The following is a 24508-nucleotide window of genomic DNA, read 5'->3' as shown; positions in this document are numbered from 1 at the left end:
CGCGCAAGGGAAATAAGGAATTAGAGATGGAACAATTTCAAGATTTGCTTCTAAAGAGATCTCTGCCACTGTCTGAACAGGTCGTCGAAGCGTACTATCGTTATCCTCGCCATCTTTTTGTTCCCGAGTACACCATGCAGGAAGCTTACGAAGATGCTCCCTTGTTGCTTTATAAAAACGGAAACTTTGTATCCACCATCTCCCAACCCAGTTTTGTGATGAGAATTTTGGATATGTTGCAATTAGCCCCGGGGCATAAGGTGTTTGAGCTGGGTGCGGGCTCCGGCTGGAATGCAGCTTTGATTTCCTATATCGTCGGATCTGGTGGAAAGGTCATCACCTCGGAAATTATTCCCGCGGTTGCTGACCGTGCACGGGGTATTTTGGATCAGATGAGAATAACCAACGTCAAAGTTTTCACTGGAGACGGATTTGAAGGTTATGAACCGGAAGCCCCTTTTGATCGGGTGATCTTCACAGCGGGATCCTTTGAAATACCGCAAAAACTCTTTGCTCAGCTTAAAGAAGATGGATTGATGATTTTCGTGCAAAAGCAGGAAAAGAAAAGCGACATGCTTCAGTTGATCAAAAAGACCCAAGGTCAGATGCAGATTCTGAATTCGATTCCTTGTTCATTCGTGACTGTGAACAGATCTGCGGGGTCCCACCTGCAGGATGGGACCCTGTAGTTATCAGGGTTTCGGAAGAATGTCTGGCGGGTTGTCAGGATTCTTAGGTTTTAACTCAAGCACACGCTCTTCCTTGGATTCAGCCGGGGAGGAACTTGTCTCCTCCGGTTCATCGTAAAGGTGATAGTGCGAGGCGATTTCGGCGAACTTTTCGCTGGCCTCCTCGATACGCATACCGACCTTTCTTTCCAAAAGATTTACGATGCTGTTGGAATTACCCCGAGTGCTATCCAAATCATTTTCAGTGAGCTCATGCCATTTTTCCATGAGCTCTCTTTTTAAATCCTGCCATGCATTTCCCGGTGTACCCATAAGACTTACTCCTGAACTTTAGGTTCAATAATCAGGTCGATGCGACGATTCTGTGCACGACCGGCGGCTGTATTGTTGTTGCCGATGGGTTGTTCTGAACCCAAACCAACCGCATCAACTTCTGCCGCTGGGGCGCCATTGGCTACCAGCTGTTTTTGGACGGCCATTGCGCGTTTTTCTGAAATTCGCATATTCACGTCTGCGCCACCAGTGGAGTCGGTGTGACCCTGAACTTCAATTTTTGAAGTTGGAATGTCATCCAGAACTGATTCCACTTTGCTTAGCAAAGCTTTGTTGCTGGCGTTCAGGTTGGCGCTGCCGGAAGCGAAATTTAAACCTTTCAGACGAACAGTGACTTTGCCGTCCTCAGTGAAAACTTCAGCATCTTTGGCGCGAAGATCCTTACGCAATTTTGTGGCAGCGTCCGCTGCAGCTTGTTTGCGGGCTAGTTCAGCCTCTGCGGCTTTTGCTGATTGCAGCTGCTTTTCAGTTGCGCTCAATTCACGGGATTGAGCTCGGGTTTCGGTGCGCAAGCTGGAAATTTGGCGCTGTTGCTTTTCATTTTGCAGAACCAAAGTTTCCGAGTTTCCGGCATTAACCTTGGTCATTACTTCAGCCAGGTGATCAGATTCACGTGTGGCATCCGCTGCAACCCCGGCAATCGCTGAGGTATTGCGGGGATCTTGGGCGATTAACTTCGCAGTCTGATTGTATTTGGCTTGCGCCATTCCCAATGACACCGGAGCCTTCATGTTGGCTTTGTCTTTTTCTGCGGCTTCAATCGTCATCTTAGCTTTGCCAAGGTATTGCTTTTCCACCGATTCGCGCTCGATCTGGCGGTAGGCCGCAACCAAGTCCGTTCCTTTTTTATCAACGGCTTTCAAGCTGCCTTTTTCAACGTCAGATGTGACGTTCTCAAGTTTCTTTTCCAGCTTTTTCCATTCTTTTGGATAAAGCTCTGGAGCTTTCGCACGAAGAGCGCCCGTTCTTGCGTCTACGATCGGACCCATGGATTTGCGGGTGATGTCGGATTTCAATTCCCCTTGTTTCAACCAGCCACGGGAATAGGATACCTGTTCCAAAATCTTCTCAGGACTTTTCTTTTCTTCCTGATACTCTTTGGCTTTTGCCAAAGTTTTTTCAGCACTGCTGAAGTTATCAGGAGAAAGTACGTCCATCTGTTTTGCTTTTGCTTCTTTGACCATCTCATCTGTTTGTGCGATTTCTACCGACGGATTTGCGGTCGCAGGAATCGATGTGACGTTAGGGGGAGCACTTGCACAACCAATAAATCCGATAATAAAGGCAGATGATAAAATCATCTTGGTACAGCGGGACGACATACTTCCTCCTCATATGTAGTGGTATTTTGGAACCTATCTAAGGCTAATCCCGCTATTTTGAGGTCTTCAAGAAAAAGCGAATACTTAAAGGGAATCGCTGACAACAGACAGCCAGACCCTTCGTCTTTGGGCCAATATCTTGCCTGCTGTTAATGAGGGGAGTGCTATTCTTCTTCTGACTTCGCCAGGAGAAGTTGACGGTTGGTGATTTGAATCGAGCGGCCCGAAGACTGATTTACGATGCCTTCTTTTTCAAAGTTAGCCAAGGTGCGGATCACTGTCTCGGGAGTGGTGCCAGCCCACTGAGCGATTTCTTTTCTTGTCCAGTTTTGTTGGGGGAAATTATCCTGTAAAAATAAAATGGCGTCAGCCACTCGCGCGGCGGCGTCTTTATCCATTTGTCCGGTCCACTTGGATTCAGCCAGGCGCAGATCGCGGGACAAGAATTCCAGAAATTGCATCGCCGCTTCCGGGTGATCGCGGAATAAAGCCAGGATGTCATTTTTGGGAACAAAAGATAAGACCGTATCTTCAACGGCAATGGCCGAGGCATAGTAGTTTTCACCGGCGAAAAGCGCGCGATATCCCACTAAACCCCCGGGGCCGATCAGGCGCAAAGTATGGGCTGCCCCATTGGAAGACGTTGAATCCAGTTTGATAAGGCCCGAATTAACTTTATACAGACCCAATGGTTCATCACCGGCCTCAAATATTGTCTGGCCAGATTTGTAGCGGCGGAGTGTTTCGGCCTTATCTAAAAGATCCTGAAGTTTCATAACTATGAGAGTACCAAATAGTTTTCACTTGGCGAATGATTTTTGCTTAAAGCCCGATCCAACAGGACGCTGTCGTGGGGATGTTGGTAATCGAGGGTGTTCAGTCGCAGGGCTGCAGCCCATTCATCGCCCGTGAAGCTCCAGCTTTCCAGAACTTTCTGGAAACAGGTGTTGAATTTCGCTTCCAAAGACGTTGGCAGGTTTTGTTTCATATCGGCGGCAACCTGGCGTTTATAATATCCCAGCAATACAGCTTTAAGAGTCTTCAAGAGGTGCAAAGGCACAGAGTTCATATCTGACATGACGTAATGAAACTCTTTTTGGAAAAGAACATCGTCAGCAAGCATGGATTTAATCTGTTCCAATTTTAAGACCTTCAGCAGGTTTTTGCAGAAATGCACCTGAGCTGCCGCGCGAACAGGATCATGGAAAAAATGATCGGCATGAATTAAATCATGAACGATAAAACCCAGGACGTCGCGGCCTTCCTCAACAAAGCTTTCCAGTTCCTCTGGCGCGATCAGCATACTGACGCAGCGTTGACCCATGGCCTGCATTTCCAGTACTTCCATTGCGGAGGGAATCTGCGTAGTCAGGTTTAAATTGTAAACGCCGCACTTCCAGGAAATAACGGATTTTTGCACTGAAAAGGGAATAGAACGCCAGCTTCGTGCACAGAAACTGGCGACAAAGCACTCGGATGAATCCAGATGACTAAGACTTTTTGCATTTGCCAATGTAGTGGGCAGGGTCTTACGCAGAATAGAAATCACCGCACTTCCAGTTACGCCGGGCTTCGCATTTTCAGGCAGGGATAGATTGTGCAGCCCGCCTAAAAAATCCTGGGGACGTCGCAAAAAGCAAAAAACCAAAAGATAAGCGCAAACCATCTCAACATCGCTAAGGGATTTATTTCGCCACAGTTCAATAAATGGAGACAAAGACTTTGCCGCCTGAGCTGTGTTGTTTCGCATGAATGACTCGTCCAAAAGACGATGGCGAAAACGCCCTGCTCGTAACATAATTTCTTTTCGTTGACGGTGTTGTTTGACCCAATCCTAACACTAATCTGCTTGCATTAGGCCTTTGGTCCTTCTTTAATAACTGTATCTGCGAAATAATTCAAGACAGGGATGTTTTGTCGAGGGGGACGTTAGATGAATAGGAAGCTGCTTGTTGGAGCTCTCGTATCGATCTGCGCGTTAAATGTACAGGCCAAGGCCACGGACTTTGAAGAGGCCAACGGGAATAACCCCCGCTTCAGCGAATACTACACCGTTTCGACTCAATCACCCTCGGACCACTCTGAAATTTCAAAAAAAATCGATCCCATGGAAGCCGCTCAAGAGCTGTTTGAAGCCACCGGTTTTTCTGAAACTCTAAAAGCCGCAGTTATTTCACTGCTGAATTTCCAGCATCATGATGAAGATTATGGAAACGTGGCGCAGCCCTATAATCGTAAAAATCATTTTGGTGGCTGGATTTACCCAAGCCACGATAACTCTTGCTTAAACACAAGGGGCCTGGTGTTGGTGCGTGACTCCAAAGTTGATGTAACGATGAACTCCAGTGGCTGTTCAGTTACTCGGGGCGAATGGGCCGAGCCTTATACCGGGCGCACGGTGACTGAAGCATCTGAAATTCAAATCGATCATTTCGTACCATTGAAGAATGCCTATGTGAGTGGGGCGCATAAGTGGAATTTTTCCAAACGCTGTCTTTATGCCAACTTCATGGGCAATGATTTTCAATTGTTGTCGACGGATGGCCCAGAAAACATGAAGAAAAGCGACAATACACCAGAGCGTTACATGCCACCCAATCGTGCCTATGCCTGCCAATATCTGCAGCAGTGGTTAAAAGTGAAACTGATTTGGGATTTAGGATTAACGCCGCCGGAAAAACAAGTGGTGGAAAATTTGATTCATCAAAATGGCTGTGAGCTGAATCAATTCCGTTATTCTGTGGCCGAACTGCAGCAGCAAAAGCGTTTTATCTCTGACAACGCGTCGCTTTGCCACTAACAAATTTTAATTTAAGAACAAATTTGCAAAAGGCGTGTTCTGTTTTTTTAGACATGTCTCCTGTTTCTGAGTAGAATCTACTCATGACACATACAACTTTAGAGCTTTTAGGCACGGTTTTTTTCGCAGTTGCAGTTATTCACACCTTCATGGTCGGAAAAATTCTGCACTGGTCCCACAAGTTTCCCAAAGATTCCATGACGAGCGGTGTTTTGCATCTTTTGGGCGAAATTGAAGCGGTCTTCGCTATCTGGGCCGGTTTGTTCATGTTGGTATATATTGGAATGGAAGGATGGACTCCGGCCATTACTTATCAAAACTCCCTGGATTTTACCGAGCCGTTCTTTATTTTTGCGATCATGGTGGTGTGTTCCACTCGTCCGATTTTAACGGTGGCCCGTCAGGGGATTTTGGAGTTAAGCACCTGGATTCAAAAAATTCTGAAAACTCCGGCGGTCACCACGGACCTGGCAGTGGTGATGATCTTGGGTCCTTTGTCAGGAAGTTTTATCACTGAACCCGCGGCTATGACTGTTACAGCCTTTATGCTAAATGCAATGTTGCAGAAAGAATCTAGCAAATTAATCTACGCTTTGATTGCGGTTCTATTCGTGAACGTATCTATCGGCGGAGCGCTAACACCGTTTGCCGCTCCTCCTATTTTGATGGTCGCATCCAAATGGGGTTGGGACTTTAATTATGTATTCACTCACTTGGGATGGAAATCAGCAATTGCCGTCGTGATCAATGCACTGGGATTGGTGTGGATTTTCAGAAACGATTTCAAAAACAACTGTATTACTTTACGTGATGTTGAAAACAGAATGGCCGGGGGACAAAAAGCGATTCCTTGGCAGGTGACGTTAATCCATTTGGCTTTCCTTGCCGGGATCGTAGTGACCGGTCACCATCGCAATGCTTTCCTGGGAATCTTTTTGTTGTTCCTCGGAGTCGCTGCGGTGACAACTCGTTATCAGGATTCTTTGCGTTTGAAAGAAAGCTTACTGGTTTCCCTTTTCCTTGGAGGTATCATTCAGTTTGGTGCGTTTCAAAAATGGTGGCTCGCACCGCTGCTTAGCAGAATGGATGACATCGTTCTATTTAAAGGAGCGACACTGCTAACAGCAATCACTGACAATGCAGCGTTAACGTATCTTGGTTCCCAAGTCGATCTGTCAGATGCAAGCAAGTACGCGTTGGTTGCGGGAGCCTTGGCAGGTGGTGGTTTGACTATTATCGCCAATGCCCCGAACGCCGCAGGTTACTCCGTGCTAAGTCATAAGTTTCCAGGAGGAATCAAGCCGCTAAATCTTTTGATTGCAGCCTTGGCACCCACTGCGGTGGCGATCGTTTGTTTGTGGATGCTGTAAAATAAAAAGCAAAAAGGTACGGACTTACCTGGTAAAGTAAGTCCGTACCTTTTTTAAATTTAAGCAAAAAAAAAGGAACCCCGAGGGGTTCCTTTAACTTAAGCCGTAAAGCTTGAAGTACTCAAACTAGTGAGCAGCTTCTTCTTTTTTGTCTTCAGCTTTTGGAGCTGCTGCAGCTGGAGCTGCTTTAGCTTTTTTGTGTTTTTTAGTTGGAGCTGGTTTAGTAGCTTCAGCAGCTGGAGCTGCAGTAGTTTCTGTAGCAGCAGGAGCAGCTGGAGCAGCAGGTGCTGCAGGAGCAGTTTGGTTAGCTTGAGCAACAACACCAGCGAATACAACAGACATCAAGATAGATGCGAATTTCATTGAGACCTCCAAGGTCAGTTAGTTTTCCGATATTGGAAACACGTTCAGCCTAGCAAACGGAGTTAAATCTCTGATTAAAAACACATTAAAAGTTTTTAATTTCAAATGAAAAAACCGCACCGCTTCCATCATGATTTCGCGCACTTAACTTTGCTTCATGAAGATCCGCGATTTTTTTCGCGATGGCCAAACCTAGACCAAAGCCTTTTACGCGGTTTTCCACGGAAGCTCCGCGGGAAAATCTCTCAAAAATAAAAGGCAGTTTCTCAGGGGGAATTCCAGCACCGTTGTCTTCAACTACCAACTCTGTTTTATCATTCTTCCAGATCAGAGTGATGGTAACGACATCGTTGTTGGGGGAGTACTTGATCGCATTCTCGATAATATTGAATACGAGATTTTCCAAAAGATCTTTATCACCGCGAACGGTTTTGCGATCTGCCTGGGTTTCGTTATTGATATTAAACTTAAGTTTGATCCCCTTGGAACTTGCCAGTTTTTCGCAGCGGGTAAGGGCTTCAAATACCAATTCCTCCAGCGAAAGTTCCTGCAAACTCAGTGCACCCAAACCTGCATCGGCCCGGGCTAAAAGCAGCATCTCCTGAACGATATTGGCAAGGTTATCGACTTCCTGAAGGGAGCTTTTAATGTATTGATCAAGATCCAACTTGTTTTGATTTTTTAAAAGCTCAATTTCCTGGCGCATGATCGTAAGCGGCGTCAAAAGCTGGTGTGAAGCATCGGCGATGAAACGTTCCTGGGATTGGAAGGCCTGCTCGATACGATCCAGCATTTCATTTAAAGTTAGCGCCAGTTTTTTGACTTCGTCATTCGCGGTCGGCACGGGAACCCGACGGGAAAGTTCACTGGCTTTGATCTCTTTTGCGATATCAATCATGTGATTTACCGGAGCCAAAGCTCTGGCTGAAAGGAACAAACCGCCCAGTGTCGCAATCAAAAGAACGACTGGAATACCGATTTCCAACAAGGTTAAACGCTTGCTGATTTGGGTCTCAAGCAATGTCATGGGCACAGCAATTTGCAGAAGCAACTGCGGTTTTACCACGTTATCCAAGGGGAAGGAAATCAACCTGTAAGAATCTGCCTCGGCCGAAGGAATGTTGTGAATGTGTTCAATCGTTCGATAAGTGGCTTCCTCGCCAGCCCAGATGCGCTCGAAATCTTTTTTATACGGGGGATTGAACTCACCAAAATTTCCCACACGGGCCAATACGGCACCCGAGCTGTGGCGAACTTGAATCAGGGCCGTTCCCAACGGAAAAGGCAGAATTTTTCCGTGATCCAGGCGCAGGGGCGGGAAATTTAAATCGCCTTTGACACCAATTTCCACACCTTCAGAAACGTCGACGGAGTAGTTGAATAAGGCATCATCGAAATCCTGCTGAAGGTTGTCGATGGACATCTTAAAGATGACCATATTGAACAGAATCGTCGTCGCACCAAAGAACACCACAAAGAAAAGTGACAGGCGGACGCGGATACTGAGTTTTTCAAAAAGTCTACGGAGACTCTTTAAGAACATAGCCGGTCCCTACCACTGTGTGAATGAGGCGTTTGTTGAAGGGAGCATCGATTTTTTTACGTAAAAGATTGATATAGACATCAATCACATTCGATTCAGAATCAAAATGAATATCCCAAACGTGCTCGGCAATGGAAACACGACCCAATGGGCGTTCCGGGTGGCGCATAAAATATTCAAGCAGGGCGAACTCTTTGGTTGTCAGTGAAATTTCCTGACCTGATCGGCGCACTTTTCGCTGTAAAAGATCCAGTTCAAGATCGGCGTACTTCAAAATATTTGTAATAGCCCCGCCGTTAGCGCTGCCTTTGCGACGAAGCAAGGCGCGCACTCGCGCATGCAATTCATCAAAGGAGTAAGGTTTGGTCAAATAATCATCAGCGCCTGCATCCAGGCCGTTCACTTTATCTTTGGTAGTGGAAAGGGCAGTGACCATAAGAATAGGGCCGGCGTAACCATCGCGGCGCAAGTGGCGGGCGGTATCGATGCCGTTTTGATCAGGCAGCATCACATCCAAAATCACCAGGTCATAATCGCCCTGGGCCATGTAAGATTCGGCAGAGGTACCGCTCTCAGCGATGTCCACTGCATAACCAACTTCATTCAGGCCTTTTTTGAGGAAGTTGGCCATTTTTGCCTGATCTTCAACGACGAGTATCCGCATGGTTTCTCCCACTCAGTGGGAAAAATCTCACTTCCACTCGATGATGGCAAGGGTAATGCTAGATGTCAGGAATTTCGCCGAAGTCATACTCGCTCTTCTTTTTGTAACCCGAAGAGCCGGCTTTTTTTTCAACGGTTAGAATTCGTTTTTCAGAATCAACAGTGACAGACACTGGGGAGCCGGAGGGATCACTTGAATCCTGCAACACTTTTAAGACGGTCGCGTAGGAGCCGATTTTTCGGGGCAGTGTATAGGCCCCGCGGGCTTTGTCAGACTCAAAGAACACTTCCACCTCGTCAGAAATATCCCGAACCACACGCACCTTGGCAGTGAAGGATTCAGATTTTTCCGCTGACGATTCCGAGTCGTAAATTTGCGTGTTTACCTTTTTGCTTTGGGCATAGGTCGGATCTGACAAAAACAGGAATAAAATCAGGCTGAGCATATTGTGAGTTCCTTTGAATCATTGTGCCCGGAAGGGGACAGGGGAGCAATTAAGGGCGGAGCTTTTTCCCTTTTTGAGACGGCTTGGGGGTGCCAATTGGCGAATCAGGCATACCATTTAAGCTTTTGAATTCATTATTTAATAAGAAACACTTGCTGAATTACGCAACGCAGTTCAGACTTTTGTTAAGGGTCCTTGTTGGACCCGAGTTTTATTAGTGGGGCAAATTCGAAATGGTTCATGTGTTGTTCGTAGATGACGAACCGACACTCCTGTCTTTGTTTAAGGAGGAGGTCACACGGCAAGGTTCCGTGTTGACGTTCCGTTTTCATCTTGTTGCCAATGCTCAAGAATGTTTGGAGCAGCTAAGTCAATTCAAGCAAGAACCTGTATTAGTCGTGATCTCCAAAGTGAACACTCCGGAAATGGATGAGCTTGCACTTCTGAAAGTCGTGCAAAAAAAGCACCCCCCGGCCAAGATTTATATTTGCACCGACATCAGTGCTCCCTATGCACGAAAAGGCAATGAGGAGCACGGTTCATTGCGCTTCATTGCAAAACCGCTGAATTTTAAATCGCTGTATGGAGCGATTTCCGAAGACTTCCTGGATCCTCTTTTCTAAATCCCTGTCTTTTGCTGCCAACTTTACAAACGCGAAAGAACGCGCGTGTCAGCACGCATTATCTATTTGAAAATCCAATAAATCGGCGCAAGATATGTTGTCTAAGAAAAAGATAACAACCTTAAGAGGAGACAGAATGAATAAGTTAGTACTTGGAGGCCTTGTTGTTGCAATGGCTCTTACAACTGCTTGCAACAGAAAAGTTAAATTGGACACTGATATCAAAAAGGCGTCCTATGCTATCGGCCAACAAATTGGTGGCAACTTGAAACAACAAAACATCGATTTCGATGCTGACGCTTTGGCGCAAGCTTTGAAAGATGCTTCTGCTGGTAAAAACGAAATGACCAAAGAAGACATGCAAGCAGCGATGATGAAACTTCAAGAGCTTGCGATGAAAAAACAACAAGAAGCAGCTGATACAAATGCTAAAGCAGGTAAAGACTTCCTTGAGAAGAACAAATCTGCAGCAAACGTAAAAACAACTGCATCTGGTCTTCAATACATCATGGAAAAAGAAGGCACGGGCGCGATGCCTAAAAAAGAAGACGTAGTAAAAGTTCACTACAAAGGGACTTTGACTAACGGCGAACAATTCGACTCTTCTTACGATCGTGGTCAACCGGCTGAATTCCCAGTTGGTGGCGTGATCCCAGGTTGGACAGAAGCTCTTCAATTGATGAAAGTTGGCTCTAAAGCAAAACTTTTCATCCCACCAGAACTTGCTTACGGTCCATCAGGTCGTCCAGGTATCCCACCAAATTCAGTTCTAGTTTTCGAAGTTGAATTGATGGATATCGTGAAAGCTGACAAACCAGCAGCAAAAGCTAAAAAATAGTCTAAAGATGTTTGATCTGACTATTGACCCTTTTGTTCATTTTGATCGCCTCTTGAAAGAGGCGATTGAAAAGCAGATCCCGGAAGCGAACGCGATGTCGGTCGCTACCGTGGATGATAGGGGCATTCCCTCTGTAAGAGTTGTCTATTTGAAAGACAGAACTTCAGAGGGTTTTGTTTTTTATGGCAACTACCACAGCCATAAGGGACTGGATCTGGAAGAGAATCCTAATATCTGTCTGAATTTTCATTGGCCAGCAATCTGGCAACAAATTCGCGTGACAGGGATGGCCGTTAAAGTGCGCCCTGAAGAAAGCGATGCCTACTGGAAAACTCGCGCAAGATTAAGTCAAATTGGTGGTTGGGCTTCCAACCAAAGCGAAGAAATTCCTGATTACGACTATCTGGAGCGCCGGGTTCGTGAATACGAAAAGCAATTTGAAGGTCAGGTCATTCCACGTCCTCCACATTGGGGTGGGTGGTTGGTGATCCCGACCGAAATTGAGTTCTGGTTCGGTCTTAACGGTCGTCTGCACGAGCGTTACATCTATCAAAAAACCGAAGAAGGTTGGAACACCTTCATGCGCTCCCCATAATCATTTACATTTTAATGTTTCGTTCCTTGGTTGAAGATGTCGTCTTCAGCGCGCCATTGTTCGCCTTTGTGTTCGCGGCGTTCTTCTCGGCGGGCTTCGCGGGCCGCGCGGCGAGCTTCTCTTTCAGCTCTGCGGGATTCGCTGGCCATAAATCTTTTTTCTCTGCGGGCTCTGCGACCGTCCACGAAATCCATCAGTAATTCCGCTAACGCTCCGTCAAGATCTGAAGGGCGACGATGGTTTTCTTTCTCCATGCGTTTTGCCTCTTCTTCAGCGTCCTCTTCGGCTTCTTTTTGCGCATTTAATTTTTTAACACCCGGCCATTGTTGGGTGAATACATAGGTATATCCTCCCGCAGTTGCCACCGCTAAAAACACTCCGGTCCAAAGAGTGGCCGTGCTGTAAACCGTGCCAAGACGGTCAAACTGTAAAGTGGCATCGAGGATCGCCATGAAGAGGCCGCCCGTGAAAATAAACATGGAGCAGATCCCAAGCAAAATCAAAGTCACGGGTTTGCGCAGTCGTAAAGCAATGTCATCTATAATGCCTGACTGAATTTTTTTAAGATCAAACCCGCCGCCACCACCGTGACCCGAAGAAAAGGGTCTGGAACTTATGAACATCGCCACCAAGCTGCTCAGTATCTTCATCATGAACGTCTCCCGTGCAAAAGATTTAGTGTTGTTTGTTTTGAAATTGCAAAATTATAGGGACGAGGGGCTTTTCCGAGGGTGCGATGGAAAAGCCCTCGTCGTTTTCTACCAGCGGCGTGAACGAAGTAACATGCCTGCCACAAAGCCTACGGCGCATGCGCCAAGGACAGAGCTGACGGGATGTTCATTCACGAAGTCCGTGGAGGAATCGACCGCTTGTCGTGCGCGGTTTTGAACTTCTTTATAACCGTTTTGCCACATTGAAGCTGCATCGCTTGCAGCTGATTTGGGCGTAGTTGATGTTGTTGGTCCGGCCATAACTAACTCCTTTGTTAGAGGATCAGATCCTGCAGATATTCTGATCCTCTAAAAGAGTCATCGCCAGTAAACTTTAGGTAAGTTGTTAGTGCACACGCGGTGGGGAATTTTGAATCATAGACCTTAGGTCTTATTTATTTCGCTTTCGCTGGGAATTTATACTTAATGCCTAAGTCCTCGCAAGTGACAGCAAGGTAAATAACATCAAGCCATTTGCCATTTTCAAAGAGGCGCTTTTTATTCACGCCTTCTTTGGTCATTTGAATTCGTTTTGCAACTTTTAATGAAGCTTTGTTGTGGGGTTCAATGTGGCATTCCACGCGATGAAGGCGAAGATTTTTGAAGGCTATCTGCAAAGTCGCTGCACAAGCTTCTGTCGCATATCCCTGATTCCAGAAGTTATTAAAAACCCGATAGCCCATAACGGCATTCTGGGAACCGCCACGTTGCAGATTTCCCAGGACAACCCAGCCTAATAAAATACCATCGTCTTTGCGAAAAACTCCAAAGCTGTAGGCGCGATCTTCAGATCGGCGGTGCAGTTCTTTTTTTAGCTGCTCTTTGAATTTAGCCTTGGTCAGTTCAGAGTCTGCCCAATTGGCTTCGTCCCACTGATTTTGGGGGGGACGCATGCTGGAATAAGCTTGCGCCCAATTTTCATAATCATGAATTTCCAGGGGGCGTAATACCAGTCGAGCGGTTTTTTTAAATAAAGGCACTGTTGTCGATTTCATCGCGTACCAGTCTAAGAGGGATGCGTTCCAGGTTGCAATAGTAATAGCTTAATTTTTGCGGCGAGCGCACGGTTGCAGAGTGGACCTGATGACCGGTCATGCGCACTTCAATATTCACGTCTTCATTAAGTGGAACCGCGATCATACGGGGAGTGATAAACGGAGTGGGCTTGCCATCAACCCAGATCTCGGCGCCTTCCTGTTCAGATACGACCATACACAGTCCCATTTCTTTTTTGGGAACCTTCAACAGATCTCGGAGTGTTTTAAACATTGGCATAGACAGCCTCCCTGAGTGGGGTAGGGTCTATCATAGGGTGCTTTGCGTTTACCAGAGCGGTTTTTAAAACTAGACCTTTTTTAATGAAGGGCGTTTGGTGCCACTAAGTAAAATTCAGGAATTTCAACCGAGAAGCTTTGGCCGTCTTCAGTGATCATGTGGTAGCGGCCCTTCATGCTTCCTGTGGTCGTATTCAAAGGACAAGCGCTGTCATATTCGAATGTTTGACCAGGCTGAATTTTCGGCTGCATACCGATAACCCCAGGCCCACGAACTTCTTCTTTTTTTCCAGTCGCATCGGTAATCACCCAGTGACGGCTCATCAGTTGAGCAGGGGCAGAACCCTGATTGGTGATCATGATTTTATAAGCAAAGAAATGATAGCCCTTTTCCGGATTGGATTCGGAAGGAACGTAAACCACTTTAGCGGTAATATTAAATTCTGGGACGATCGTTTTCTGCATTGCCATAGTTGTAATATTACTGTGTTCCATAATGGCGGGCAACGAAAAGTGTGCAGACGCAAATTAACGTAGAACGATATTCTCGATTTCGAACACGATTGGATAATGATCCGATGGAATTCTTTGTTTGGCCTCCATCGTTTGCGGGATGCCGCGCTCGCTGCCCAATTCGTCTCGGTAACGGAACGCTTTTGCAGAGCCTGCTTTTAAAAGTGTTTGCATTAGGGGTGACAAAAACGCGAAATCAATCTGACGACCTTCGGTGCGCGCACTGCTTTTAACTTGATAAAAAGTCGCGCGCTGTTCAGGGGTTAGATTCGCCACTTCAAAAACATCTTTAAGTCCGGTGGTCGTGTAAATATCGCGGAATTCCTCGTCGGTATTTAATATTCCGGCATTTCCATTGAAATCACCGGCCACCATGATTGGGATCTGGGGATTGTTTTGCTCAAGCTCGCGATAGATTTCCAACAGGGTGCGAAGCTCGGCCTGACGTCTTTCAAAGCCATTAGGATCTATGCGCTCAGGATCCAGGCGGGACTTTAAATGAGTCAGCAGGATGATCATGAACGGTTTTTCTTTATCCTGCTTAAAAAGACGCAACTCCACCACGTCCCGGGAAAAGCGATGGCTGGTGGTGACCTTGCCGCCCTTAACCTGATAACCGCTATCCAAGCTTTGACGCTCGTGGGGGTAAAGGTAGTTTATGGGGCGCGCTTTATTGGACAGAAGATCAAAATAGAAGGGCAGATCCTTGCGAATCAAAAAAGCCACGTCAATGTTGCGATCCGAGTTTCCTTCAATCAAACATGGCGAGTAGCCGCTGTTCATAAAGAGTTGGTTGAAGTTTTTTAGGGACTCAAAACCGCCCACTTCGCACAGCATAATAATATCGGCATTGATCTCACGAAGGGCTTTGGCGATGTCCTCGCACTTTTTCAGAGACTTATTCTCGTATATGGAAATGGACTGACCCTGCCATTGACGCTCATTGTATTTGAGGACTTCGTCGGTTGGCGGCTCATCAAACAGCAGAAACAGATTCTCTGCATTGAGTAAGCAAAATTTAAGGTTTGTGGTCTCAGTCCACGTCATATTATTATTCTAGGGATTTTTTGGTCTTAAGCTCAAAGGAAAAGTGAGGAAATCGTGGCGAAAAAGAAGGCGTCAGCCGCCAAAGCTTCTACAAAGCTGCAAATCCGTTCGTGGATTGAAACATTTGAAATCGGTAAAGAACCTAAAACAAAGAACGAAATGACGGGCTTTGTCTATTTCCTGGGTTCCGAGGATGCGAACAAGCTAAATGGTCTGGTCGAAGAGCATGCCCTGGCATGGCAGATGGAATCGCTAAAAAAGAACGATAAAGAGTTCATTTATTTCATCGGTCTTCAGGGGCCGGTTTGGATTCTTCGTCCACGCGGTAAAAATTCTGTTGGTCACGATGGTCTTTTGGACGAGGCGACTTACACTTGGGCCCGCGATCAGTTCGGTTCTTTGGTTGCTCACTTCAAGGCTCACCATGTGAAGTCTTTGCGTATCGAGTTTTCCGGAACTGAAAAAGTTCAGGAGCTGGGTGCCCTGGTTGGCTTGGATATGGCGCCATACAACTATCGCCAATTCGTTGACGGTAAACAGCTGGTTGATCTGCCAAAAGTGACTTTGCTTAAAACTTCCGACGATTTCGATAAATCTTTGCTGAAGGAAGCTTCGATCCGCGCTCGTGCGGTGACATTGGCTCGCCACTTGGTGAACCTGCCACCGAATGATCTGAATCCAAAATCCTATTCCGATCTTGCCACTAAGAATATGTCCTGGGGCAAAAATCTGAAAGTCACTGTTTGGGATGAAAAGAAACTGGCTGCAGAGAAAATGGGATTGCACTTGTCCGTAGGGCAGGGCGCAGCTCATGGTCCACGCATGGTTCACCTGAAATACCGTCCAACAAAAAAATCAGGTTTAAAGCCGGTGGCCTTTGTTGGTAAAGGGATTACATTCGATACGGGCGGTCTGGATATCAAACCATCGTCTGCGATGCGTTTGATGAAAAAAGACATGGGTGGTTCTGCCACGGTTTTCGCTCTGGCTCTTTGGGCTTCTGAATCCCAATACCCAGGTCCGTTGGATTTCTATTTGGCACTGGCTGAAAATGCAGTGGATGCAAATGCCTTCCGTCCAAGTGACATCGTGACTGCCCGAAACGGCATGAAAGTTGAAATCGACAACACAGATGCTGAAGGCCGTTTGGTTTTGGCGGACGTACTTGACGTTGCCTGCAAACAAAAAGGCTCTGACGATCCTGAATACGTGATCGACGTTGCAACCTTGACCGGCGCAATCAAAGTCGGTTTGGGTGCCGAGATCGCAGGTCTTTTCTCGAATGACGATGATCTGGCAAACGAACTTACCAAAGCCGGTCAGCGTGCGGGTGATTTGAACTGGCGCATGCCATTGTTTGAAAAATACTGGGGCGATCTTTCCTCGCCATTCGCGGATTGCAAAAACTCCGGCGGCGGTTTCGGTGGAGCCATCACCGCAGCCTTGTTCCTGCAAAAATTCGTAGGCGGAAAAAAATGGGCGCACTTGGACATCTATGCCTGGGCAGACCGCGCCAGCGGCGCCATCGGCAGCAGCGGCGGCTCCGGCCAAGCCGTCCAATGCCTCATCGAATTCCTAGAATCCCGCCAATAGGTGCCAGGTCCTACTTACGGATGCACTGCTTCAGTGGCATTTAATAGGTACGGACTTACTTGCTTCAAAAACGAAAAAACCACGGTAGCAATGCCGTGGTTTTTTTTCGTTTTACTGCGATCCGTTTGGCAGTGAAGAAGATTTTCATTACTTTACTAGATACTCGCGAACAATTTTTCCTGTGTTCATGTCGATAACGGAACTGATACCATCCCAATCTAGGGCTCGATATTCTCCATTGTCGTGTACTATGGCGACATAACATCTCTGTTTGTTACCATTGATCTGCCATTGGATCTCGAGATGCTTGTTGATTTTGTAAACGTTATTCCAAAGGTTGTACCCTTGTTTCCCATATACCCAATGTTTCAAAAGTACGAGAAAACCGTCTTCCGTATCGATTGTCTCCTTAATTTCATGAACAAAGGTGATGGAATGTTCGTTAGATGTGATTGTATTTTTATTTATTTTCATTACTTTACTCATCCTTCAAAAAACATAGAGGGCTCCTTTGCAGGAACCCCTTATTTCACAGTGCGAGCCATCGGTTTTGGCGCTGTATGTGCTTTAATTTTGAATAGAGGAGATGCCGGTATAGACTGTCGGACAGCTTTCTAGGATTGAGGAATGTCCGGAATTAAAGGCGTTCGCAAGTAGGTTCAGCACGGCAGTTCATGGCAAAACCAGAACCCGTCACGCAGGCATTGGTGGCAGCAGCAGAGGCTTCTACACGGCTTTCAGCTTTTCCTTTATACACTTTTCCCCATGTAGGGTCTTTCACGATGCAAACCCAGCCTCGGCTTTGTTCAGGAGTACCGTATTCCAAACGCTCCAGTCGTTGCGAAAGTTGGTAGACTGTAGATTCCAATTGATAAACCCGGCGTTGCAAATCCTGCTCGCCACGCATGTCCCGGTGTTGTGCGACTGAGGGCATAGCAATCAACAAAGTTGCCATAGAAACAAAAACAGCAAAAGTACGTCGCAAAAACATAAGAACCCCCAGTGGTTTAAAAGTGCCTTCGTCAATCGAAGGTGAAGACCTCTAAAGCAATAGGGGTGCCAGCAGAAACAGGGTCACAATGACCCTGTTCCATGGAAGTGATCACACAGGATCACTTGATTTTGCGGAATAGGGTGACAGGGCAGATACCAGCCTTACAGCACAGGCGATACACTTCCTTGCGGGATACGGAAGGCGATAACAATCCGTTGATAAGATTTAAAGTCTCCATCGAGACGACGGAGATCTTGCATTCGGCTCCAGAGATCAGCTGCACTAGGCTCACGGGTACCTCCAACTTCTATAGGTTAGATAGCCTATCGGCAGAGATCCAAGATTTTGAAAGTCATTCTCGTTTATGAAAGCTCACTGAGAATTTAACGATAACCCATTGAGAAAACTAGGCCCTAGGTCCAGCCCCAAGGCTGCCTTGGACAGTATGCGTTTTGCGCATATTCGGATTCTTATTATGCGTTGGAGATATTGGCTAAGAATGCCGTATATTGGTCAAATGAAAGGAGGCATTGGAAATGCTTAAGCTACTAGAAGTTATCAAAGCTAAAATGACTTTGAACTTAAATGAAAAAGAAAATTCGACGCTTTTATCTTGTCTTGCCAATCTGCACTAGTCCCAAGAGTGCTATCGCACTAGACATCATCTCTTTGGCGCACTGTAAACTTCGCGCTAAATCTAAAACACCAGAAATAAATCCCACTTTTCACGTGTAAAATAAATCCTGGTGTTGTTTAAAGCACTTATTTAAAACCAAAAAGTTTTTGCGATTTGATTGCAGAGACCACTTTCTGCGGTACGAACTGCTCCCAGCGGGAATCTCCGGATTCGATCATTTTTACCACGTCGCTGGAGTGCAGGTAGTCTGCAGTTTCATCACAACCCGACACATCGACAATTTGCTTACTTTCCACGAAGTAAGCATAGATGTGTCGCAAGTGAGCTTTTGGAAAAAAGCTCTTCGTCGTCAAACATAGATCCGGCGTCTTATGGGGATAAACGTAAACCTTGGTTTTTTGTTCCATCAGTTTACCCAAGCCCTCAAGCAAGCCGCCTTCCAGATTCTTGTAATGCGACTCTTCAAATAACTTTTCCAGGTGACTTGCGCCGATGATCAAGGCCATCAGGTTTTGATTGTAGCGGCGGATGAATCTTTTCAAAGTATAGAACAAACGGAAATTGGAAATCATCACGTGATAACCCAGACTGGTCAGAACCTCCACGCGGGCCAGGAAATCAGATTCATTCACATGACCGTCGGTGGTCAGATTGTGCATGGTCAATTCCATGACGGGGAGGATTTCAAGATCCTTGCCTTCCATGTTTTTCACATCTGCTTTCATCTGCGCCATGCCTTTTTGGATGACGTCGATGTGAGTGCTGGTGACGGGGCGGAAAGTGCCTCGCTGAATCAGCAGGGATTTGCCGTAAACCGCATCAGCGACATTCAGGATTTCGTTTTTAGGCGAGAACATGATCGCTTCAGCCAGTCCGCGACGAACCAATTCCAAATTCATCAGTCGGTTATCAAAGTGACCAACAGCTGGTCCTTTAAATTTGATCACGTCGATCACGACCTGACCTTCTTTTAGATTTTCCACCAATTGCGGAACGAAGCTATCCGTATCAGCCAGTCCATAGAATGCACAATACAGTAAGTTTACTCCCAGAATGCCCAAAGATTCCTGCTGTTGCAGGCGATGACGATCCAGCATGCGAACATGCAGAATGATTTCATTGTCAGGACCGCCCGGAGTCGCTTGAAAGCGCACGCCCATCCAGCCATGGGACTGTTTATTGGAGCTTGAAGAAGCTGTCGCAACAGTTGAAGCAAAGGAAAAGAAGCAAGTCTTGGCGCCACGGGGACCACTTAAGCGTTCGATCAACAAAGTGTATTCGTGGCCCAGCATTTTTTCCAGGCGAGGTTCACACACATAGCGGCCATTGGCTTCGCGACCATAGATCTCGTCGCTGACAATCATGTCATAGGCGGAAATAGTTTTAGCGATAGTTTGCGAGGCCATTCCGGCTTGAAAGAAGTGGCGGGCCACTTCTTGTCCTGCGCCGATTTCGGCAAAGGCTCCGTAACGAGTCAGATCGTTATTGATCTTTAAAGCTTTACTGACCGTTGTTGCGCAGGAAGCGTCAGCCATTACTTATCTCCCTCATGCTTTTCAGCTTTAACCCAGCCTGTGATGGCAAGGCTCATCGCCTTTTCGATAGGAATATCAATTGGAGTAATGCGGTTGCGGGGCACCAGCAAAGTGAATCCACCCAAACCATAACTCATCGGAATGTAAACAGAGACTTTATCTGTGGCCTGCGCGTTGATGGCTGGGATATCCGTGAAGTGTTCACGAGTCACTAAACCCATCGCACGAATTCCATTGTCGTTGATGTCGACCAAAACCACGGTTTGCATGCCGCCACCAGGACCGCCACCTTTAGAGAACATATTCATCAGATCGCGCAAAGGACTGTAAACTGCCTTGATCAACGGAACCTGAGTCAACTTCTGCTCTAGCTTATGGAAAAGTCCTGCTGCCAAAAGATTGTTAAGCAGGAAGCCCAAAAAGAAGATCAAAAGAATAGTTAGCAAAAATCCAAAGCCCGGAATGTATACCGGCATGAACTGGCGAAGGGTATCGCCCAGAATGCTATCCACAATAGAAACACCCGCATAGATGATGTAGATCGTCAGTGCGATGGGTAGGAAGGTTACAAGACCTTGCAAGAAGATTTTCTGAAGATGTTTCATAGCTGGATGGTGTCCTTGTCTCTGAATGTATCGGTAAAAAATTAATATCAGCTTAGCTGAATACCATCAAGGTCTTACGCTTGTCTCAAAATAGGTCACTATTTTGTGCTCATTATTCCTGGACCACCAACCGAATAGATATTGTTCATTTTCTAAGGAGAAACCGTGAAACGCATTGTAATAGGTTTCATAGCTTTGACTCTAACATTCGCATGGCAGGCGGGGGCGCAAACGTCGACCGTCGTTCCAGGCGAATATATCGTTAAGGTGCGCAATAGCTCAACCGGTGTAAACCAGCAGGGTGTGCGTGCAAGACTTGCGCAAAGAGTCACTATGAGAGGTGCCTACAGCAAGCTCGGGATGTATCACGTTTCAGTTCGTTCTTTAGCATCTGCAGCTGATGAAGTGGCCGAATTAAAAGCCGACCCAGATGTTGAGTATGTGGAACCTAACTATATATGGTCCACCAATGGCACTCTTGCCAGTGAAACAGCCACTCAAGGCTGGTCACTTCAGTGGCTATTCCAGTACAGCTATGTTTCGATGGCTTCCAGTGCCTATAGTCAGAACTATCCATCATCAGCATCCGTTATTGCTGCCAATACACAGCTGACAAGTGCGTGGAGTCAGTCCACGGCGCTAAGCTCAAATAGTGGCAAAGTTATCGTCGCGGTTGTGGATTCTGGTTTGGACACAACTCACCCGGTTTTTAAACCTTATAAGGTCGACGGCACGGGTGGTTCGGGGGCTCTTTGGGTGAACCAGGCAGAAGCTAATGGGATCCCTGGAGTTGATGACGACGGCAATGGTTTTGTCGACGATATCAATGGTTGGAACTTTACCGTGAATTCACCAAACGTGATGGACGATAATAATCACGGAACACACGTTGCGGGTATTATCGTGGGTGCGGGTTTGAATATCTTCCAGCGTCCTTTGCCAGAATCAAAAATCGTGATCATGCCGGTAAAATCATTGAAAGCCGATGGTTCCGGTACCACAGCTTACGCGATTAAAGCCATCGACTATGCAGTGGAAAATGGTGCTCAGGTCATTAATAACTCCTGGGGTGGTGCTAACTACTCTCGAGCGCTGTTGGATTCTTTGGCCGCTGCTTACAACAAAGGTATTTTGATTGTAAATGCCGCAGGTAACTACAACAGCAACAATGACAGCATTCCGATGTACCCGGCGAATTACGATTTGCCAAGTGCTGTGTCTGTAGCGTCAGTGGATGCTTACGATCAACGTTCTTCGTTTTCAAACTACGGTAAAAACACTGTTCATATCGCTTCTCCAGGGGAGGACGTACTTAGTACTATTCCGGGTGGTGGCTATAAATATATGTCTGGGACCTCAATGGCGGCACCTTTGGTGGCCGGTATTGCGGCGCTGGCTTTGCGTGAGGAGCCACACTTAACTGGTTATCAGATTAAGCAAAAACTTTTCGAAAGTGCTGACGTGATCCCAGGTCTTGCGAACTTTGTGTCGTCAAGTGCCCGCGTGGATTCTGCTCAGTTGTTGCAGACGGTTCAGGCAAGTCATAATGAGCTGGCATCACAACCGGCTTTAGATACGTCACGCTTCCCGGCTTCTGCTGAAGGTGCCGGGGCGGCAACAGGTTGCGGCTTGGTTTCCACGGCTGTTACTGGTGGACCCGGTGCTGGTGGTGCAAATCCGACGGCGGGAGTCGTTTTAGGATTGATGATGATTCCGATGGCGTTCTGGTTCATCCTTCGTCAACGTGCGATGGCAAATGACCCAAGAAACAAACGTCGTCACGAGCGCTTCAAAATGCAGTCGCAAATCAAAGTGATGGTTGGCGATCGCGAGTTGGTCGGTTCCATGAACACGATCTCTCAAGGTGGTTTGTCTTTCAACACCGATCAGGCGCTGGAAAAAGGCGGCATTGTTACCATGCGCATCCAAAGCCCGGATGGCAACGAGGTCATCGAGGTGCAAGGTCAAGTCGTCTGGAGCGAAGCGAACCAGGCCTACGGGGTGCAATTCGCCAACGCGAAACAGGGAACTCTGGCTATGATTCAACAGTGGACTTCAAATCTGGTGAGATCATAGGACCTGCACATAAAAATTAAAACCACTCAAAGGGGCTCTTGAACAAAGAGCCCCTTTTTTATTTTGCGCCGGCCCGCGAATCTTGCTGAAATACCTAGGCAAGGAGTGCGGTATGAGTTCATGGGATCTTCAAGGTAAAACGGCAGTGGTATGCGGAGCTTCACAGGGTATTGGCTATGCGACAGCAAAACTTTTGGCGGAACGAGGAGCCCGAGTGATTGCCCTGGCTCGTAATGAAGAGAAACTTAAAAGTCTGCTTCAGTCATTGCCTAAGGGATCGCATAAATACTTTGTCGTGGATTTGGCAGACACCGATGGTCTAAAAAAAATTCTTCCCGAATTGTCTAAGGAAAAAGTTCAGATCCTTGTGAACAACTCTGGCGGTCCCAAGGGCGGTCCCTTGCTTGAAGCTTCGGTCGAGGAGTTTGAAACTCCAGTGAAGGCTCACTTGGTGGCAGCGCACTTGTTAGTGCAAACAGTTGTTCCGGCAATGAAAGCTGCGAATTACGGTCGCATCGTCAATATCATTTCAACTTCCGTCAAAAATCCGATTCCGGGCCTGGGAGTTTCCAACACCGTTCGCGGAGCGATGGCCAGTTGGTCAAAAACTTTGGCGGGGGAGCTCGCGCCCTTTGGAATTACTGTCAACAATATGCTTCCGGGTTATATCCGCACCGGCCGTATAGAATCTTTGATGGGGGCTGCTGCGGAAAAATCCCAAAGCACGGTCGATCAGATTGAAGAGCAATGGGTTAAGACCATTCCTGCGGGACGTATCGGGGATCCGATAGAAGCAGCAGAAGGGATTGCTTTTTTAGTAAGCCCGGCGGCCTCTTATATTAATGGCATCAATTTGCCAGTGGATGGCGGGCGCACACCCTCGCTATGATCGGAGTGCCCAGAAGTGTCACCCGGTGACATTCGAGGACTCCAAAGAAATCTCAACTCAAAACAGTTCCAGCTGAGTCTGTGAAACACGTGGAGTGCTTCTTGCTTTAAACGGGGTGGATGGAAAATCCGCCTTATAAAAGGAGAGCATTATGAAGATTTCTAAATTATTGGCGACAGCTGTTTTGATGAGCCTTGCTGCCTGCGCAGTTAAGGATGACAAAGCCAGCAAAGTTTCTTTGCACAATAATGACAGCACTCCTAAAGGTGAGGCTTCGGTTAACGCGAAAGCCGGCGGGCAGCCAGGTCAAATCATGATCACAGGTGCAGCTGTTCAGTTTGATCAAGACAGCGGCAAAACCACTTTGAAATCATCCCTTAAATCAGCAGTGGCTGCAGGAACTTCTGCAGATGGAAAAGTTGCCCAAGTCGCTGATGAAAATCTACCGATGTTGAATTTAAGTAAAACTGAATCAGCTTTAAAACAAGTTGAATCTGACACTTCTTATGCTGTTCTGGGTTGTTCTGACGATCAGGTTGAAGCGAGCTATACAAACGGTCTAACTCTTAAAAAAGAGGCCGCGGCAAATGATCTTTCCTCTGCAACAACAGCGAAGGTTGTATTTATTTGCGGTGAATTGAAGTCATCGACACTGGCTTTGGTAATCAAAGCTGACACTTTGATTTTGAATAATGCAAACATCACTAGCACAGCGCAAGCAGGTGTAGTTGATATCGGAACGAATAAACTTGTATTGATTGGCGAAAGTAAAATCGAAACTATCGGTCAGGATGCGGCGGCGAACGTAGTTCCGGCAGCAAGCATCGAATTTAACGTAACTCGGGAAGTATCTGGTGATGGTACACTGGCTATCCTAAGCCGCGGCGGCAACGTTAAGAAAGACGCTGCTCCAGCTGAAATTGGTACCAGCGATCAGCAAAAAGCTAAGGACGCTCAGGAAGAACAACAGGATCTTGCAGGCAGAATGGCTTTGGATACGACAAGATAGTTTGAAACTCCAAAATCTAAATAAAAAAGGCGTCTATGAAG

At 46.7% G+C, this 24508-nt stretch carries 28 protein-coding genes; 10 read left to right on the top strand and 18 right to left on the bottom strand.

The genetic code is table 11. From position 1 onward, the window contains the following. Window positions 1-26: 26 nt before the first annotated feature. Window positions 27-689: a protein-L-isoaspartate O-methyltransferase family protein gene (locus ACLWNV_RS12205; protein ID WP_413584718.1), complete on the top strand. Its 663-nt coding sequence runs from the start codon at window positions 27-29 to the stop codon at window positions 687-689. Window positions 690-692: 3 nt separating this feature from the next. Here ACLWNV_RS12205 and ACLWNV_RS12200 read toward each other — a convergent pair whose 3' ends face one another. From ACLWNV_RS12200 to ACLWNV_RS12185, 4 genes are all read right to left on the bottom strand, one after another. Then, entirely contained in the window at window positions 693-1001 is a 309-nt protein-coding gene (locus ACLWNV_RS12200; protein WP_413584717.1) for a transcriptional regulator, read from the bottom strand. Window positions 1002-1006: 5 nt separating this feature from the next. Beyond that, window positions 1007-2344, bottom strand: a complete 1338-nt coding sequence (locus ACLWNV_RS12195; protein WP_413584716.1) for an OmpA family protein — start codon at window positions 2342-2344, stop codon at window positions 1007-1009. A gap of 164 nt (window positions 2345-2508) precedes the next feature. Beyond that, window positions 2509-3120: a Crp/Fnr family transcriptional regulator gene (locus ACLWNV_RS12190; RefSeq protein WP_413584715.1), complete on the bottom strand. Its 612-nt coding sequence runs from the start codon at window positions 3118-3120 to the stop codon at window positions 2509-2511. 2 nt (window positions 3121-3122) lie between these two features. After that, a complete protein-coding gene (locus ACLWNV_RS12185) occupies window positions 3123-4094 on the bottom strand; it encodes a hypothetical protein (protein ID WP_413584714.1) in 972 nt (323 codons plus the stop codon). A gap of 183 nt (window positions 4095-4277) precedes the next feature. On the opposite strand from ACLWNV_RS12185, the gene ACLWNV_RS12180 reads away from it, so the two are divergent. Beyond that, entirely contained in the window at window positions 4278-5144 is an 867-nt protein-coding gene (locus tag ACLWNV_RS12180) for an HNH endonuclease family protein (protein ID WP_413584713.1), read from the top strand. 83 nt (window positions 5145-5227) lie between these two features. After that, window positions 5228-6514 (top strand): putative Na+/H+ antiporter, encoded by a 1287-nt coding sequence (locus tag ACLWNV_RS12175; RefSeq protein ID WP_413584712.1) that lies wholly within the window; start codon window positions 5228-5230, stop codon window positions 6512-6514. Window positions 6515-6640: 126 nt separating this feature from the next. Here ACLWNV_RS12175 and ACLWNV_RS12170 read toward each other — a convergent pair whose 3' ends face one another. From ACLWNV_RS12170 to ACLWNV_RS12155, 4 genes are all read right to left on the bottom strand, one after another. Continuing rightward, a complete protein-coding gene (locus ACLWNV_RS12170) occupies window positions 6641-6877 on the bottom strand; it encodes a hypothetical protein (protein WP_413584711.1) in 237 nt (78 codons plus the stop codon). A gap of 85 nt (window positions 6878-6962) precedes the next feature. Continuing rightward, complete coding sequence (locus tag ACLWNV_RS12165; RefSeq protein WP_413584710.1) at window positions 6963-8420, bottom strand: ATP-binding protein; 1458 nt, start codon at window positions 8418-8420, stop codon at window positions 6963-6965. After that, entirely contained in the window at window positions 8398-9084 is a 687-nt protein-coding gene (locus ACLWNV_RS12160; RefSeq protein ID WP_413584709.1) for a response regulator transcription factor, read from the bottom strand. Before ACLWNV_RS12160 ends, ACLWNV_RS12165 begins: the two co-directional genes overlap by 23 nt. A gap of 58 nt (window positions 9085-9142) precedes the next feature. Next, window positions 9143-9529, bottom strand: coding sequence for a hypothetical protein (locus ACLWNV_RS12155; protein WP_413584708.1), 387 nt, complete (start codon window positions 9527-9529; stop codon window positions 9143-9145). Window positions 9530-9762: 233 nt separating this feature from the next. Here ACLWNV_RS12155 and ACLWNV_RS12150 point away from each other — a divergent pair, with 233 nt between their 5' ends. The 3 genes from ACLWNV_RS12150 to pdxH all read left to right on the top strand — a co-directional run bounded on the left by ACLWNV_RS12150 (window position 9763) and on the right by pdxH (window position 11585). Next, window positions 9763-10152, top strand: coding sequence for a response regulator (locus ACLWNV_RS12150; RefSeq protein WP_413584707.1), 390 nt, complete (start codon window positions 9763-9765; stop codon window positions 10150-10152). A gap of 136 nt (window positions 10153-10288) precedes the next feature. Continuing rightward, window positions 10289-10990 (top strand): FKBP-type peptidyl-prolyl cis-trans isomerase, encoded by a 702-nt coding sequence (locus ACLWNV_RS12145; RefSeq protein ID WP_413584706.1) that lies wholly within the window; start codon window positions 10289-10291, stop codon window positions 10988-10990. A gap of 7 nt (window positions 10991-10997) precedes the next feature. Beyond that, window positions 10998-11585 carry a pyridoxamine 5'-phosphate oxidase gene (pdxH, locus tag ACLWNV_RS12140; protein WP_413584705.1) on the top strand — a complete coding sequence of 196 codons (588 nt, stop codon included), beginning with the start codon at window positions 10998-11000 and terminating at the stop codon, window positions 11583-11585. A gap of 11 nt (window positions 11586-11596) precedes the next feature. Here pdxH and ACLWNV_RS12135 read toward each other — a convergent pair whose 3' ends face one another. The 6 genes from ACLWNV_RS12135 to ACLWNV_RS12110 all read right to left on the bottom strand — a co-directional run bounded on the left by ACLWNV_RS12135 (window position 11597) and on the right by ACLWNV_RS12110 (window position 15129). Next, window positions 11597-12238, bottom strand: a complete 642-nt coding sequence (locus tag ACLWNV_RS12135) for a hypothetical protein (protein ID WP_413584704.1) — start codon at window positions 12236-12238, stop codon at window positions 11597-11599. Window positions 12239-12343: 105 nt separating this feature from the next. Continuing rightward, a complete protein-coding gene (locus ACLWNV_RS12130) occupies window positions 12344-12556 on the bottom strand; it encodes a DUF883 family protein (protein WP_413584703.1) in 213 nt (70 codons plus the stop codon). A gap of 134 nt (window positions 12557-12690) precedes the next feature. Next, entirely contained in the window at window positions 12691-13290 is a 600-nt protein-coding gene (locus ACLWNV_RS12125; protein ID WP_413584702.1) for a GNAT family N-acetyltransferase, read from the bottom strand. Further along, a complete protein-coding gene (locus tag ACLWNV_RS12120; RefSeq protein WP_413584701.1) occupies window positions 13262-13570 on the bottom strand; it encodes a hypothetical protein in 309 nt (102 codons plus the stop codon). The genes ACLWNV_RS12125 and ACLWNV_RS12120 overlap by 29 nt, the downstream gene beginning before the upstream one ends. An 80-nt stretch (window positions 13571-13650) precedes the next feature. Further along, a complete protein-coding gene (apaG, locus tag ACLWNV_RS12115; protein WP_413584700.1) occupies window positions 13651-14040 on the bottom strand; it encodes a Co2+/Mg2+ efflux protein ApaG in 390 nt (129 codons plus the stop codon). Window positions 14041-14097: 57 nt separating this feature from the next. After that, window positions 14098-15129, bottom strand: a complete 1032-nt coding sequence (locus ACLWNV_RS12110) for an endonuclease/exonuclease/phosphatase family protein (RefSeq protein WP_413584699.1) — start codon at window positions 15127-15129, stop codon at window positions 14098-14100. A 54-nt stretch (window positions 15130-15183) separates the two neighbouring features. Here ACLWNV_RS12110 and ACLWNV_RS12105 point away from each other — a divergent pair, with 54 nt between their 5' ends. Continuing rightward, window positions 15184-16722 carry a M17 family metallopeptidase gene (locus ACLWNV_RS12105; protein WP_413584698.1) on the top strand — a complete coding sequence of 513 codons (1539 nt, stop codon included), beginning with the start codon at window positions 15184-15186 and terminating at the stop codon, window positions 16720-16722. A 637-nt stretch (window positions 16723-17359) separates the two neighbouring features. On the opposite strand, the gene ACLWNV_RS12100 is transcribed toward ACLWNV_RS12105, so the two are convergent. From ACLWNV_RS12100 to ACLWNV_RS12085, 4 genes are all read right to left on the bottom strand, one after another. Further along, the gene (locus ACLWNV_RS12100; RefSeq protein WP_413584697.1) at window positions 17360-17713 is read right to left on the bottom strand and encodes a hypothetical protein; all 354 of its coding nucleotides are present in this window, start codon (window positions 17711-17713) and stop codon (window positions 17360-17362) included. A gap of 121 nt (window positions 17714-17834) precedes the next feature. Next, a complete protein-coding gene (locus ACLWNV_RS12095; RefSeq protein ID WP_413584696.1) occupies window positions 17835-18008 on the bottom strand; it encodes a hypothetical protein in 174 nt (57 codons plus the stop codon). A 470-nt stretch (window positions 18009-18478) separates the two neighbouring features. Continuing rightward, window positions 18479-19888, bottom strand: a complete 1410-nt coding sequence (locus tag ACLWNV_RS12090) for a hypothetical protein (protein ID WP_413584695.1) — start codon at window positions 19886-19888, stop codon at window positions 18479-18481. Continuing rightward, window positions 19888-20493 carry a DUF502 domain-containing protein gene (locus tag ACLWNV_RS12085; RefSeq protein ID WP_413575063.1) on the bottom strand — a complete coding sequence of 202 codons (606 nt, stop codon included), beginning with the start codon at window positions 20491-20493 and terminating at the stop codon, window positions 19888-19890. Before ACLWNV_RS12085 ends, ACLWNV_RS12090 begins: the two co-directional genes overlap by 1 nt. Before the next feature lie 165 nt (window positions 20494-20658). Between ACLWNV_RS12085 and ACLWNV_RS12080 the strand changes: the two genes are divergently transcribed. The 3 genes from ACLWNV_RS12080 to ACLWNV_RS12070 all read left to right on the top strand — a co-directional run bounded on the left by ACLWNV_RS12080 (window position 20659) and on the right by ACLWNV_RS12070 (window position 24467). Next, window positions 20659-22569, top strand: coding sequence for a S8 family serine peptidase (locus ACLWNV_RS12080; protein WP_413584694.1), 1911 nt, complete (start codon window positions 20659-20661; stop codon window positions 22567-22569). Between the two features lie 112 nt (window positions 22570-22681). Beyond that, complete coding sequence (locus tag ACLWNV_RS12075; protein ID WP_413584693.1) at window positions 22682-23458, top strand: SDR family oxidoreductase; 777 nt, start codon at window positions 22682-22684, stop codon at window positions 23456-23458. A 151-nt stretch (window positions 23459-23609) separates the two neighbouring features. Continuing rightward, on the top strand, window positions 23610-24467 hold the full coding sequence (locus ACLWNV_RS12070; protein ID WP_413584692.1) for a hypothetical protein: 858 nt from the start codon (window positions 23610-23612) through the stop codon (window positions 24465-24467). Window positions 24468-24508: the final 41 nt, after the last annotated feature.

The sequence above is a fragment of the Bdellovibrio sp. HCB274 genome (genome assembly GCF_047306075.1).
Classification (GTDB): domain Bacteria; phylum Bdellovibrionota; class Bdellovibrionia; order Bdellovibrionales; family Bdellovibrionaceae; genus Bdellovibrio.
The sequence above is the reverse complement of the archived record's forward strand: the minus strand, read 5'-3'. Positions and strand labels throughout refer to the sequence as shown.